The 13571-nt window shown below is 51.6% G+C and carries 12 protein-coding genes; 1 reads left to right on the top strand and 11 read right to left on the bottom strand.

Features of this window, described 5'->3' with window-relative positions; genetic code table 11:
- Positions 1-4: 4 nt before the first annotated feature.
- Genes mukE through cmoM form a run of 3 tightly spaced genes read right to left on the bottom strand, consistent with a single transcriptional unit; the run spans position 5 to position 2815 of the window.
- Complete coding sequence (mukE, locus tag H4F65_RS01430; RefSeq protein ID WP_010277044.1) at positions 5-727, bottom strand: chromosome partition protein MukE; 723 nt, start codon at positions 725-727, stop codon at positions 5-7.
- Complete coding sequence (gene mukF, locus H4F65_RS01425; RefSeq protein WP_010277046.1) at positions 708-2033, bottom strand: chromosome partition protein MukF; 1326 nt, start codon at positions 2031-2033, stop codon at positions 708-710. Before mukF ends, mukE begins: the two co-directional genes overlap by 20 nt.
- Positions 2030-2815: a tRNA uridine 5-oxyacetic acid(34) methyltransferase CmoM gene (cmoM, locus tag H4F65_RS01420; RefSeq protein ID WP_010277049.1), complete on the bottom strand. Its 786-nt coding sequence runs from the start codon at positions 2813-2815 to the stop codon at positions 2030-2032. The genes mukF and cmoM overlap by 4 nt, the downstream gene beginning before the upstream one ends.
- A 166-nt stretch (positions 2816-2981) precedes the next feature.
- Here cmoM and elyC point away from each other — a divergent pair, with 166 nt between their 5' ends.
- A complete protein-coding gene (elyC, locus tag H4F65_RS01415; RefSeq protein ID WP_010277051.1) occupies positions 2982-3830 on the top strand; it encodes an envelope biogenesis factor ElyC in 849 nt (282 codons plus the stop codon).
- Here elyC and H4F65_RS01410 read toward each other — a convergent pair.
- The 8 genes from H4F65_RS01410 to tmaR all read right to left on the bottom strand — a co-directional run bounded on the left by H4F65_RS01410 (position 3782) and on the right by tmaR (position 13513).
- On the bottom strand, positions 3782-4675 hold the full coding sequence (locus H4F65_RS01410; protein ID WP_010277054.1) for a YcbJ family phosphotransferase: 894 nt from the start codon (positions 4673-4675) through the stop codon (positions 3782-3784). The two genes, elyC and H4F65_RS01410, sit on opposite strands and share 49 nt — an antisense overlap.
- A gap of 198 nt (positions 4676-4873) precedes the next feature.
- Positions 4874-6187 carry a pectate lyase PelN gene (gene pelN / locus H4F65_RS01405; RefSeq protein ID WP_010277056.1) on the bottom strand — a complete coding sequence of 438 codons (1314 nt, stop codon included), beginning with the start codon at positions 6185-6187 and terminating at the stop codon, positions 4874-4876.
- A gap of 305 nt (positions 6188-6492) precedes the next feature.
- Positions 6493-7245, bottom strand: a complete 753-nt coding sequence (kdsB, locus tag H4F65_RS01400; protein WP_010277058.1) for a 3-deoxy-manno-octulosonate cytidylyltransferase — start codon at positions 7243-7245, stop codon at positions 6493-6495.
- Positions 7242-7424, bottom strand: a complete 183-nt coding sequence (locus H4F65_RS01395) for a Trm112 family protein (RefSeq protein WP_005967647.1) — start codon at positions 7422-7424, stop codon at positions 7242-7244. Before H4F65_RS01395 ends, kdsB begins: the two co-directional genes overlap by 4 nt.
- Before the next feature lie 369 nt (positions 7425-7793).
- Entirely contained in the window at positions 7794-8795 is a 1002-nt protein-coding gene (gene lpxK, locus H4F65_RS01390; protein WP_010277065.1) for a tetraacyldisaccharide 4'-kinase, read from the bottom strand.
- Positions 8792-10540, bottom strand: a complete 1749-nt coding sequence (gene msbA, locus H4F65_RS01385) for a lipid A ABC transporter ATP-binding protein/permease MsbA (RefSeq protein WP_010277067.1) — start codon at positions 10538-10540, stop codon at positions 8792-8794. The genes lpxK and msbA overlap by 4 nt, the downstream gene beginning before the upstream one ends.
- A gap of 37 nt (positions 10541-10577) precedes the next feature.
- Positions 10578-12851: a ComEC family protein gene (locus H4F65_RS01380; protein WP_010277071.1), complete on the bottom strand. Its 2274-nt coding sequence runs from the start codon at positions 12849-12851 to the stop codon at positions 10578-10580.
- A 344-nt stretch (positions 12852-13195) separates the two neighbouring features.
- A complete protein-coding gene (gene tmaR / locus H4F65_RS01375) occupies positions 13196-13513 on the bottom strand; it encodes a PTS system regulator TmaR (RefSeq protein WP_005967626.1) in 318 nt (105 codons plus the stop codon).
- Positions 13514-13571 lie beyond the last annotated feature (58 nt).

Genomic DNA, 13571 nt, shown 5'->3' with positions numbered 1-13571 from the left:
ACACTTATTCATCCTCGCCCGTTTCTGGCGCGGTATCATCGGTGCGATCGTTATCGTCGCTGTCATCTTTCAGCGACAAACTACCTTCAACAGGCATCGCTTCACCATCGCGAATCATGCGTAGCTGTGCTTCGCGGGCATCATCGCCGCTACGCACATCAGCCCCGAAGCGGAACACCGATTCAGTAATTCTGAATTTGCTGCTGTCATTGCCCATAAAGTAGATCATACCTAACCGACGTAAGCGGTTAAGTGAGGTTCTGACTTTTTCCTGTAATTTTTGGCGATCCAGATCGGAACCGGTAGAACGCTGGTTAACCAGCTTCAGCAGCTTGCTTTCATCCGCCAGGCTCAGTAGCTCTTCATACAGTTCCTGCTGGCTGAAAATGCCTTCGTGCGCCAAACGCTCCGGACTCAGATAGAGATAGCAGAGAATTTTCCCTACCATCATATCCAGCTCAGACAATACCGAGCGCGGGATCAGCGTGGTAGAACGCGGACGCAGATAGAAGAATCCTTCCGGCGCGCGGATCAATTCCACGTTGTAACGGCTGTAGAACTCTTCCAGCACCTCCTGAAAATCCATCAAAAACACGTGGTTTTCCAGCTCTTCAATACCAATATGGCGCCCGGCGCGCAATTGGCTGTCCAGCGCAGGAAAGAGGTTATTCGACAGCGCGGTTGCCAGCTTCACTGGCATAAATTGTTCAATATTTGTCGATGACATGGGCCTGCACCTTGGCTCCGTAATCATTGATCGCCTGCCACAATGCAGGCAATCCGGTGAAATCTGTTTCGGCTACGCCCAGACGTACTGCCTGGTCGACCACGATTCGGGCAACATCAAAATGCCGCGAGCGAGGATGCTGCGCGAGGTACTCACGCATCACTTCACTCAAATCCAGCGGAATCTGTTGCGCTTTATATTTATGTAGCGCCTGCTCGACCAGCGCGATCAGCTGCTCGCGCATTTCACTAAACTCTTCGTATTCCAGCTCCGGCGGCAGTTCACCGGTCACTTCTTCACTACGCAGCGTCAGCTCTTCGTCACGCATATCCAGCAGACGATCCGCGTTGGCGAACGTCAGCGCCCAAGGGCTATCGAAATAGCTCTGCACCGACTGACGCAACCGTTGGGCAAAGACGCGGTTTTTATCCATATCAATCGCGGTACGGATAAACTTATGTACGTGGCGGTCATAACCAATCCACAGATCTATCGTCTGCTGTCCCCAGCTCACAATGCGATCGAGTTTGTTTTGCAGGTCAAACACCAGCTTGTCGACAAACTCCAGATTATGCGGATTATTCATAATCGCATCCTGAATGCTCAACAGGCTCGTCTGCAATTTGTCGCCTGCGGCTTCCAGCGTATCCTGCAACTCACGCAGCGTCGATGACGTTTCCGTCAGCAGTTGTTCACAGCTACTGATCGCTGCTCGCCAGTCCTGATTTAACAGCGCGGCGATATCGTCTTTAACGCCCTGCTGCTGCTCATCCATCACGCGCTGTGACAGATCGATACTGTCAAAAATTTCTGCAACGGAGTATTTCAGCGGCGCGAAGACGTTGCGGTGCCAGTGAAACTCATCACCGTCTTCCTCCGCCGCATCAGCTGCACGGTTGAGCTCTTGCGCCACGATAGAGAGCTGCATGGAAAGGCGCAGCGTCGAGAACTCACGCTGCCGGATGTAATAATCGGTAATGCCAATCCCCAGCGGCGTCAGACGATAAATCGCATTACCTTCGGCCTGCTCGCTGGTAAAGCGGTTAAGCAAGCGCTGGCGCACCAGATCGTTAATCGCGTTATTGGCGCGAAGGGTAATGGTTTCGTTCGTCTGATCAAATCCCTGACTCACATGACGGAAGGCATCAATCAGCTCACCTTCACTCATTTCACCATCCATGCGTTCGCCGTTAAGCGTGGCAATCGCCATCAAAAACGCCAGGCGTTCGGTGGGGAGGGAAATGGAGAAATCGTTTTTTCGTGCCCAGGCGACCAGTTCGGGTACAGTCTGGGAAAAATCACTCATAATGCATCCTTCAAATGGGGTTTATGCGCCATGACATGGATATAACGGCCCAAACTCACAAAAGGCTCTTGCCGACAATACCGCTGTTCAATTTCCAGAATGTCGTCAAATTTCTCAACTTGCTGCTGTTTATTTTTCAAGTAGTCATGAAACACGCGCACGCCGGTTTTCCCGCTAATGGTCAGCCCCATCTCATCAAGCCAGCCGTACACGTCTTGCGGGTTCAGCGGGTGATCCGGCGAGAGCGAGCGCCGTTTACCCTTAGGCATCCCGGCCTGAACATAATCAAAGTTACCCACCACCATGTTACGCATCAATAGCCCATGATGGTTATAGAACATCAGGGACAATGCGCCACCCGGCGACAGGCAATCGTACAGTATTTTGAGTACCTGCTGCGGTTGCGCGACCCACTCCAGCACCGCATGGAACAATATCAGATCGGCGGGGCTATCCATATATTGCGCGATATCCTGTGCGGCACACTGCACAAAACGCATATTATGGGTAACGCCCTGCGCCGCTGCCGCATTCTTGGCGCGCTGAATCATCTCACCGGAAACATCGCACAACAATACCTGATGTCCTAAAGCCGCCAGACGACAGGCCATCTGCCCTTCACCGCCCCCCGCATCAAGGATGCGCAAAGGCCGCGCCGGGAACTGGGTCAAAAGATCGCTAAGATCCTGCCACAATACCGCCAGCCGAAGTCTCCCCTTCGTCGTGCCATAGATATTCTGAGCAAATTTTTCGGCGATATCGTTAAAATTGCGATCCTGCATCAGTCATTGTTCCGCATCATATAAACGGGGATCTCGTGCAGGACATGTCTGCGCGATGCGATTTTTTCCAGCCTGCCATTTTGGCACAGGCTGGCTTAGAATAAATGGCCTTACCGCATGATATCTGCCCGGATGCGGTTTTTTCACTCAAAAGGAATGCAATTTTATGCTTTTCACACTCAAAAAGTTCGTCGGTGGCCTTATTCAGCCCCTGCCATTGCTATTGCTTCTTATGGGTGTTGGCCTGTTGCTGCTCTGGTTTACCCAGCGACAGCGCACGGGGAAAGCGATAATACTAGCAAGTTGGCTGATGCTTATTCTGCTCAGTTTGCAGCCTGTTGCCGACCGATTGTTATTACCACTGGAATCACACTACCCAACCTGGCGACAAACGCCGCAGGCGAGCAAAGCCGAGTATATTGTCGTGTTAGGCGGGGGATATACCTATAACGCGGAATGGGCACCCAGCTCTAATCTCATCAGCAACAGCCTCCCGCGCGTCACAGAGGGGGTTCGCCTTTACCATGCCAATCCCGGCGCAAAGTTGATTTTTACCGGTGGAGCCGCACAGGGTAACCCTGTCAGCAGCGCGAAAACCGCGGCGCTGGTTGCAGAAAGTTTGGGCATTCCCCAGCAGGATATTATCATTCTGGATACGCCAAGGGATACGGAAGAGGAAGCGGCGGCAACCGCTAAGATTGTTGGCGAACGCCCTTTCTTGCTGGTGACCTCGGCCAATCATTTGCCTCGCGCCATGCGATTTTTCCAGGCCCAAGGGCTAGCACCGATTCCCGCGCCAGCAAATCAGATGGCGATCACCTCCGCGCTCAACCCGTGGGAAAAAGTGTTCCCGTCCGCTTACTATTTATCGCACAGCGAGCGAGCTTGGTACGAAACGCTCGGTCGTCTCTGGCAGGCACTGAAGGGAACCACGGCAGCACCGCACGACGCGGAACAGCCGCAGGCTCACTCCAGCCAGGGAGAAAGCTCTCGGGAAGCGACATCAAATAGCTGACGGTCTAGCTGTCCCGTGTGGATATAGCGGGATACGGCTTCCCAAATGACATAAAGCCAGCGCCGGTAGACAAAGGATTCAGATACCGGTGCCTGTTTCAGATAGTGATAAAGCAGCTGCTCCGGCATGCCGGATTCACAAAGCCGGAAGAGTTCATACTCTCTGGGTGCCCATAACATCATTCCCGGATTGATCATTGCCAATAGTTGATCGCTACGCGCGTCCTTCAACATACTGCGCAGCGACAGGTTACCGTGTACCAACACACAGCCATCCTCAAAATCGTCAAACAGCATTTCTAAGCACTGGCGCGAACGATACAGCACGCTCCGATCCTGCTGCGTGAGCTGTGGCGCATTAACATTGAGCAACGTGGACCACAGGACTTCCAGACGCTGTTGATACCAACTGAACCAGTCATTATCCTGCGTGCTGTCCACGGAACCGACGCAGCCGTGACTATCAATTCGGTGCCAGGCCAATACGTTTTCAACAATTTGATCCATCAGCAGCGTCCAGCGCTGGCCGTTTCTTGGAGGTGCCTCCACCGACACACCGCGTAAACGCTCAATCAGCAGCAGTTCCCGATAGGGCTGCTGTTGCGTCAGTACCAGTCCGTAAACGGTTGGCAAACGCACGTCGCCCTCACGCGCCAGCATCGAAAGTTTGTAGGCTTCCTGCTGCGCCACGCCCTGACAAACATAACTTTTAGCCAACAAAGGAATGGCGTTGCCTTCTTTATCATACAAGGCATACAGATCCGCATACGGCTGCTCGCTTATGCGCTCAAGTCGGCTGAGGCTTTCCCCCAACACCGTACTGAGTTCTGATTTCAACTGTTCCATAAACGGCTTTACCTCAGTTGAGCTAAATAGCTCCACTCACCATGATGCGGCGAGCAGGCGACAAATACTTCAACGCAGATCAAATAAAAGGGGATCAATGGCGGCAGGGAGAACTCCTGCTGAGGTTGCCTCAGCGATATTCCCTACTCGTCAGCAGGGAATATCGGCGTGACAGGCTAGCGTGTTAACTCGCTGCCCTTATTCGCGTTCAAAGGCCCCCAGGTCTGGGGCTGATCCTTTGTAAGGCAGTTTGACATCCCCACCCTTGTTGATCAGCGCGCTACCTGAAGCAAGACGCAGACTTTTCAGTACTGGCAAGCTGCCGTCAGCCTGACGCGGTGCGTCCCATCCGGTCACGGAAACGCTCTCGAAATCAGAATCTGATACCGCAATTTTCAGATCCCACGAGTTATAGCGCATGTTCGCGCCATCGGAGAACGACAGGTCTTTACCACCGTGAGAAACGTTGTTGCGCAGCGTACCCAGTCCAATCGCTTTTCCGTTTGCATCGATGCCGCGGATATTAAAGTTCGGGTTATTTTTATAGCCAGTGTTGTTAAAGAAATCGTTCGCTACCGGATGGTGGTTGGCATAAAAACCCGCTGCTTTATTTAAAAACGCAACCGAGTTACGCACGGTATGTTTCACCGCATTCGCCACATAAACACCACCGTAGCCACCGATTTTAAAACCGTTACCGTTACCCGCAGCCAGTGACTGTGTCGTCCCCGGTAAATAACCGTGCGACCAGGCCCAGGAATTTTCAATCAGCACCGGAGAATAAGCATTAATTAAATCGAAGCCATCATCCGAATTTGACCACGCCCGGCAACCGCGGAAAATATTACCCGGTTGGTTAGCAGGGATATGCGCACCAAAACCATCACCACTTTGACCAGCACCATTAGAGGTCAGTGGATCGTAATTATGGTGAGAGTCACTATTCAATACCAGGTTATTTCCCCCACGCTGGATGAACAGCCCCGTCCCCATAATATGGTGAATATTCAACTGCTCGAAGATATTATTGCTGCCCCTTATCCATACGCCCCAGGATTCATGGTTAAGGTTATTACGCTGTGGGACACCGGTTATTTCCAGTCCTTTTACGGAAACCCAGTCTGCAACGACGTTGAACCCTTTGACCCGGCAATCATCCTGCATCTGGCTGAAATCAAAAATCGGCACTTCCCCACTCGATGCCCAATACTCAATGCGCTTACCTTCAGTACCGCTCTTACTCAGCGTGATCGCATTCACCACATCAGTACGCGTCGCACAGACGTTCAGCCCCTTGGTGAATACGTATTTACCACCGCGGATCCACAGGCGGTCGCCAGGATTTAATGTTTTCTGTGCGCGGTCGATTGTTTTCCAGGGAGAGTTTTTACTGCCGTTATTCGCGTCGTTGCCGTTGGGTGCCATGTAATAAACCGCCGCGCTGCTGCCCGCGGCAGCCCCCATTAACATACCGCCGAGAAAAATTTTTGCGATATAACGTTTAGCATTCATATCATTACCATCCTTAGTTGAAATAACAAAAACGCCATGCGAAAACATGGCGAATTGATAGTAGCATTTAAATATGAAAATAAAAGTTCCACTCGCGACAAATCAATTCAGAATGGGAATAAGCCATCGGCATAAATAACGCGGCACAGCGTAATTTGAGAGTTTTTAAGAATAGTTATCTAAATAAGTGCTAAATAATTTAAAAGATAATATGTCGCATAAAGAAAAAACGTCATGGAGAAAATCTATTCCGGTAAGAATAGATTCCCCCATGACGTATTCATCACAGCATAGCGTGATAGATCTTACTGATTCGCCATGACGTGCCGCACACGGGCCAGATCTTCTGGGGTATCCACGCCGACGCTAGGAATAGCTTTGGCGACCGCAACGTGAATCTTCTCGCCGTACCATAGCACGCGCAGTTGCTCCAGTAATTCGATTTGCTCCAGCTGGCTCGGTGCCCAACTGACATAACGACGCACAAAGCCCGCACGGTAAGCATAGATACCGATATGGCGCAGGAAGTGATCGCCAATAATCTCCTTAGACTGAGCAAAACGCTCTCTGTCCCAGGGAATAGTCGCACGGGAAAAATAGAGCGCGTACCCTTCAGCGTCGGTAACGACTTTTACCGCATTCGGGTTGAAAGCTTCTTCGCTGGTTTCAATCGGTACCGCCAGTGTCGCCATTCCGGCTTTACTGGCAGCGAGGTTTTCCGCCACCTGACGAATGATAACCGAAGGAATGAGTGGTTCATCGCCCTGAACGTTCACTATGATGTCATCATCGGTAAAACCGTAGCGTTCGATGACTTCAGCCAGGCGCTCTGTACCAGAATTATGATCGGCGCGGGTCAGGCACACTTCGCCACCAGCTTGCTGCACGGCCGCCTCGACGTCAGGATGATCGGTAGCGACAATAACGCGCTGCGCCCCCGATTCCTGCGCCCGCTCCATCACATGGACGACCATCGGTTTGCCGTTGATGTCCGCCAGCGGTTTACCCGGCAGTCGGCTTGACGCAAAACGCGCAGGAATGATCACAGTAAAGGTCATTGTGTTATCTCATCAGCCCCGAGTTTACGCGCTTCGTTTTCCAGCAGCACAGGGATACCATCACGAACCGGATAGGCCAACCCATCGACCTTGCATATCAGTTCCAGTTTCTCTTTATTAAAGTACAGCCGACCATTACAAACAGGACAGGCAACAATCTCAAGTAAACGGTGATCCATGCTTCCTCCATCTTTGGCCGATCGATGACCGGCTGAGGGTGCTGACAAAGTCCGCTAGACGATGATGATGGGTAGATCGTAAAGACGCTGTAAATACATCCATGTACGCTCGGATTGCGCGGATATGAATCTCATCCCTGAGATTCACCCTTTTAGGACCGTCGCTAGCGACGTTCAAAAACGTTCCTGACGTTTTTGTCCATGGCGCAAACGCTTTACTCTTCTATCCCATCATCACCGCTTTCATTCTGCGAAAGATTTGCCAACGTTATGGGCCGATCGATGACCGGCATGTTCTTTCTCGCTACAGCAGCGATCTAATAAGGTGATATCCACGAGGGATATCTGAAACCGTGGTAGCAGACCAATTTATGCTCTGCTGCCCGCATTCCGATTAAGCACATTTTCCAGTTTATCGAGCAATTGCGTGCCGTAGGGCTCAGCTAACACAGCATCGACGGGCAGATACCACCAGTTGTCCTGAGCAAATGTCTTACATTTTACGGCATCTTTTTCCGTCATCAGCAGCGGCTGTGTCGCATTCTGAGTCAGTGGGTTGAGCTGTTCTGGCTGGTACGATTGATGGTCAGCAAAGGCAACTTCACGTGCAATGCTAACACCAGCATCGCGCAACGTAGCAAAAAAACGCGGAGGATGTCCGATACCTGCCATCGCAACGACATCATGCAACTGGCTCAGCGGGCGCGACTCACCAGAAAGTAAGTTAACCGCCATACCCGCCGTCAATGTCATGCCTATCTCGTTTGCTCTCGGCGTCCCGCCGTTAACAATAACGGCATCCACCGACGCCAGACGGCTTTCTCTTTCCCGCATTGGGCCCGCCGGCAGCCACCATCCATTGCCAAAACGCCGCATCCCGTCAATCACAACCAGTTCGATATCTCTTTCCAACGCATAGTGCTGTAATCCATCGTCGGTGATCACCACATCCAGCGTGTACCGTGCCAATAATGCGCTCACGGCATCCCGACGACGCGGGGCAACCGCCACGGGCGCACCAGTACGTTGAAAAATCAGCACCGGTTCATCGCCAGCCTGCGCCGTCGTGACCGATTCATCCAGCAGCAGCGGATAACGTTCAGCTTTCCCACCGTAACCACGTGATACCACGCCGACACGATAGCCTCTGCGTTGCAGCTGTTCGACGAGCCAAATGACGACCGGTGTTTTCCCATTGCCACCCGCCGTCAAATTCCCCACAACCACGACAGGCACGGGAGATCGCCAACTTTTCTGCCACCCCAGCCGATAGCTCTGGCGAATCAGAAACGTGATGAGTCCGTATAGCCATGAAAGCGGCAGCAGCAGCCAATAGAGTGGCGACCGCCCAGACCAGATGCGCTCAATCATTCGCCAAACTGCATTCTATGCAACTGAGCATAGGCACCGTTCGCTGCCAGTAACGCAGTATGGTTACCACGCTCAATGATTCTGCCGTCTTCCACCACCAGAATCTCATCCGCCTTTTCAATCGTGGAAAGGCGATGTGCAATCACCAGCGCGGTACGATCTTTTTGCAGCTCGTCTAATGCAGCCTGAATGGCACGTTCAGATTCCGTGTCCAGCGCCGACGTAGCCTCATCCAATATCAGGATCGGGCTATTACGTAGTAGAGCACGGGCAATCGCGATACGCTGTCGCTGTCCGCCGGAAAGCATTACGCCATTTTCACCAATGATCGTATCCAGACCGTGTTCCATCTTATTGATGAAATCCATCGCATACGCCATTGTCGCCGCACGCTCAATATCCTCACGGCTATAGTGCTCATTGCGGGCATAGGCGATGTTGTTCGCTACCGTATCGTTGAACAAATGGACGTTTTGAGAAACCAGCGCGACCTGATTACGTAAGGAGGACAGGCGATACTCACGTAAATCGTGACCATCAAGCAAAATTTCGCCTGATTGAATGTCGTAAAAACGTGTGATCAAACTGGCAATCGTCGATTTACCGGAACCAGACCGGCCAACCAACGCGACTGTTTTACCCACGGGGATATGCAGATTGATATTCTTCAGCGCCAGATTTTCTCTTCCTGGATAAGCGAAATTTACCTGACGGAATTCGAGTTCACCTTTCGCACGTTCGATTTCGCGTTTGCCCGTGTCACGTTCCTGTTCCATGTCCAGAATTGCAAACAGCGTCTGGCACGCAGCCATACCCCGCTGGAACTGCGCGTTAACGTTGGTCAGTGATTTTAACGGGCGCATCAGTGCGATCATGGAAGAGAACACCACAGTGATCGTCCCCGCAGTTAGCGTTTCCATCACGCTGGGAAAGCTGGCAGCATACAGCACAAAGGCCAACGCCAGCGAAGCAATCAACTGAATAATAGGATCGGAAATCGACGACGCGGACACCATTTTCATGCCCTGCTGACGCATCCGGTTGCTGACCTGATCAAAACGCTTGGTTTCTACTTCCTGACCACCAAACATCAGCACTTCTTTGTGGCCTTTAAGCATTTGCTCCGTGCTGGTGGTGACGTGCCCCATCGTATCCTGCATATTTTTACTGATATTGCGGAAGCGTTTGGACACCATGCGCATAGCGATCGATACGATCGGCGCAATCACAATCAGAATGATGGACAACTGCCAGCTATAGTAGAACATCAGAATAAACAGGCCAATAATTGAGGCCCCTTCTCTGACAACCGTAATCAACGCACCAGATGACGACGCCGCGACCTGCTCCGAATCGTAGGTGATTCGGGATAACAACGTCCCAGTTGACTGCTGATCGAAGAACGACACCGGCATGCCCATAATATGGGAGAACAGGCGGCGACGCATATTCATCACCACTTTGCCGGAAACCCAAGAAACGCAGTAGCTGGAGACAAAGCCTGATGCCCCTCTTACTAGCATCAACCCAATGACGACCAGCGGCATCCAGAGCAATACGGAACGTTCCGCTTTGCCAAACCCTTCATCCAGCAAAGGCTTAAGCAGGGAGAGCATCAAGGTATCGCCAGCGGCGTTAATGATGAGTGCAATGGCAGCAGCAGCAAGCCCTGCCTTAAAAGGAGAGATCATCGGCCATAGGCGACGAAAGGTCTGCCAGGTGGAGAGATCTTTATCATTCAGCATGTAGTAAACCTGAATCGGGAAGAAATAGCCGACCATTTTACTCATTATACCGCTCTACGCCAAACCACTGATGATACCAACGAGGCGATATGTGATCCCTGAACCGCAGAATGTGCCATGAATCGCTGAAAAAACGTGCACTTAACTGCCCGAATGACGCGGTATCCAGCCATGAGTAGCCATATTGTCGATATCGTTCGACAATCTTTACTGAAGGCAACCGCCACGGGTTATAACGCGCCGCAGAAGCCATAGCAAACTCGGCATTAACCGCACGAATAAAGGAAGGCGATGACGATGTCTTACTGCCATGGTGAGGGATTTGTAACAAATTCGCACGCAGGGCACTGCGATCTAATCTAATCAATGCCTTTTCCGCATCTGACTCCAGATCGCCCGTCAGTAAGACGCTGTATTTTCCATCATCAACGCGAATAACGCAGGAGTCGTTATTTTCCGCTCGTTCTACGAGCGCTAACGGCCACAGCACCGTAAACGTAAGATCCTGCCAGCGCCAACGCTCGCCGCGTTGGCAAGAACGATGATGTATCGCATTGGTCGCGCTATATATCGTTGCTTCAGGGTAAGCCACCTGTAGCGTTTCCAGCCCTCCGATGTGATCCATATGGCTATGGCTCAGGATAATGTTTTCCACGTCAACACCCCGCCATCGCAGGTAGGGTAGAATTTCTCGCGTCGCCATATCGCCCCCTTCCCAGCGGTTTCCCGTGTCGTATAACACCGCTTTCCCACGCTGCTCGATCACAATCGCCAGACCGTGCCCGACATCCAACATGTCCACGCGCCAGTCCGGCTCATCAGTCTTTATGCGAAAAACCAGCAAAACCACAATCAGAGCACTGACACTCATCGGATAGACGCGCCACCAGCTAAAGCGCCATATCACAACCGCGCCCCAGCCCGCGACGCTCACGAGCAGCAGCGATGCATCAAGATATACCCACCCCGTCTGTAAATAGGTCAACGGGGCAAATACCACACGCAGCGAAATATCCGCCAGCCACCAGAGCATTTCACTCAGCGGTGCAAGTGCCATCGTGCTCAGTGCCAGCAAAATGAGCGGAGTAGTAACGAAGGACACCAAAGGCACAGCCCAAAGGTTTGCGGGCAGCGAGGTGATACTGAAACCGTGGAAAATATGAAGTTGCAAGGGCATCAACAGCAGCGTGATTCCCGTTTGCAGGTGGATCCAACGCAACCAGAACCAGCGCCGTCGAGTCTGTAACCGATGAGGAAGCGGTGCCCACTGAAACCAGAAAATCAGCGATGCGACAGCAAGGCAAGATAGCCAAAAACTGTCTGACAGTACGCTCAATGGATCGCTGACCAGAATCAACGCGACACACCATAGCCAGACCTGCCAGGCTGAGCCGTTAACGCTCCATACTTTTAGGCACACCCATACGCTAAGCGCGAGAGCAGATCGCACCGCAGGCGGATTTCCTCCTGCCAGCCAGACATATCCCCAGGCAACCACAGCGCTCGTCAGTAATGGGAAACGATAGCCAATCCACTGCACGGGAAAGCCATACTGTAACATCCGCGCTATTCCCCAACCCACCAGACCTGCAAGCACGATATGGAGGCCAGAAATCGCCATCAGGTGCATCGTCCCGGTATTCTGAAGTAGCGCCTTGAGTTCCGGGCTAACCGTTTTCATCTCACCAAACGTCAGCGCCAGTAAAATAGAACGCCACGCTAATCCGTGCACCTGCTTCTCCGCCAGTACAATCGTGCGCTGGCGAAAGTCACACTGGCTATCAACCACCTTTGCCGTTATCACACGACCCGACAACGGTTGCCGTTTGGCAATCGCCCAGCGTTGGCTATCAAAACCGCCTTCATTTAGTCGACTGTGAATAGGTCGTAAACTGGCGGTGATTGCCCAACGTTGACCACCACACCAGTTTTTCATAGCCGGTGATAAGGTCAGTTGGGCATATAACGGAGGGAAGATCCGGCGCTGATTGATCTCTTCCAGCCGAACCGTGATCCAATCATCATCCTGCTCATTGAATCGTATGCTGCTGATCGTCACGACAGCGTTAACCTGACCCTGCGTAACGCGCTCGATTTGTAATAGTAAAGTTTGAGCATTCAACGATGCCCAGCAAAAACTCATGACAACAAGCGCCACACAGCGTATCCACGCATGACGATATCCGACTAGCATCACGCAGGTGGATAGCCCAATGCCCCACCACAGCAGCATTTGCGCGGGAATCTGCGCTAAGAAAAGCAACGGCAGAATACCCAGCACGCTCGCCCAAGCCAGACTATTTACTGACATCGTCCCTTTTACTGACATCATCCTTTGCCATGACACATCCTTCCCTCTTCCCTGTGGTTCGTCCTGGCATGTTGCAGTAACTCAAACTGATGCAATAGGACGAAAACTTCAGGTAGGGAAACGCTTCGCAAGAAACCGGCTAAATTGCAAAAAATAACATTCGGCGTGCGAGCTGAATTCCAGTTTTTCAGGCGTTTGATACGGCCATAATTGACGTAAAAATTGATTGCAAAGAAGGGGGAATAATGAGGCGATTAAAAAGAAAAAGGACCGCAGAAGCGATCCTTTTACATTACAGGTGCTATTTACCGTAACGTTGTTTACCGTAAAAACGGTGCGTCAGGTTACTTAACTTCGCCCATCGCTTTCAGCTTTTTAGACAGCTCACGGCGCTCTTTCGACAGATCGGCGTTTTTGATGATGTAGTCATCAACGCGGTCTTCATAATCACCGCGCATGTTGGCGATGATATTCTGCACGTCCTCAATGGACATGCCAGGTTTAAGATATTCGCTCAGGTTATCCAGCAGCAGAACGCGCTTCTGGTTATCACGAATTTTCTTTTCGTTGTCGACGATTTCACGCTGAAGTTTGTTTTTACGACGAAACATGCGCACGAATTCCAGCACATCCTGGAAACACGGCTTAGTGTCCTTATCCATCTTTTACCCTTACCTTAAGTCATACATAAATTCTTTATGCATTCACCATACAGGTTAT

This window comes from Pectobacterium brasiliense (genome assembly GCF_016950255.1).
In the GTDB taxonomy this organism is placed as follows: Bacteria; Pseudomonadota; Gammaproteobacteria; order Enterobacterales; family Enterobacteriaceae; genus Pectobacterium; species Pectobacterium brasiliense.
Note: the sequence above shows the minus strand (reverse complement) of the source record. Positions and strands in the feature narration are given on the sequence as shown.

What these genes read in the sequence shown, in the direction of transcription:
- mukE (WP_010277044.1), bottom strand. Translation starts at nt 727, where the DNA reads ATGTCATCGACAAATATTGAACAATTTATGCCAGTGAAGCTGGCAACC.
- mukF (WP_010277046.1), bottom strand. Translation starts at nt 2,033, where the DNA reads ATGAGTGATTTTTCCCAGACTGTACCCGAACTGGTCGCCTGGGCACGA.
- cmoM (WP_010277049.1), bottom strand. Translation starts at nt 2,815, where the DNA reads ATGCAGGATCGCAATTTTAACGATATCGCCGAAAAATTTGCTCAGAAT.
- elyC (WP_010277051.1), top strand. Translation starts at nt 2,982, where the DNA reads ATGCTTTTCACACTCAAAAAGTTCGTCGGTGGCCTTATTCAGCCCCTG.
- H4F65_RS01410 (WP_010277054.1), bottom strand. Translation starts at nt 4,675, where the DNA reads ATGGAACAGTTGAAATCAGAACTCAGTACGGTGTTGGGGGAAAGCCTC.
- pelN (WP_010277056.1), bottom strand. Translation starts at nt 6,187, where the DNA reads ATGAATGCTAAACGTTATATCGCAAAAATTTTTCTCGGCGGTATGTTA.
- kdsB (WP_010277058.1), bottom strand. Translation starts at nt 7,245, where the DNA reads ATGACCTTTACTGTGATCATTCCTGCGCGTTTTGCGTCAAGCCGACTG.
- H4F65_RS01395 (WP_005967647.1), bottom strand. Translation starts at nt 7,424, where the DNA reads ATGGATCACCGTTTACTTGAGATTGTTGCCTGTCCTGTTTGTAATGGT.
- lpxK (WP_010277065.1), bottom strand. Translation starts at nt 8,795, where the DNA reads ATGATTGAGCGCATCTGGTCTGGGCGGTCGCCACTCTATTGGCTGCTG.
- msbA (WP_010277067.1), bottom strand. Translation starts at nt 10,540, where the DNA reads ATGCTGAATGATAAAGATCTCTCCACCTGGCAGACCTTTCGTCGCCTA.
- H4F65_RS01380 (WP_010277071.1), bottom strand. Translation starts at nt 12,851, where the DNA reads ATGTCAGTAAATAGTCTGGCTTGGGCGAGCGTGCTGGGTATTCTGCCG.
- tmaR (WP_005967626.1), bottom strand. Translation starts at nt 13,513, where the DNA reads ATGGATAAGGACACTAAGCCGTGTTTCCAGGATGTGCTGGAATTCGTG.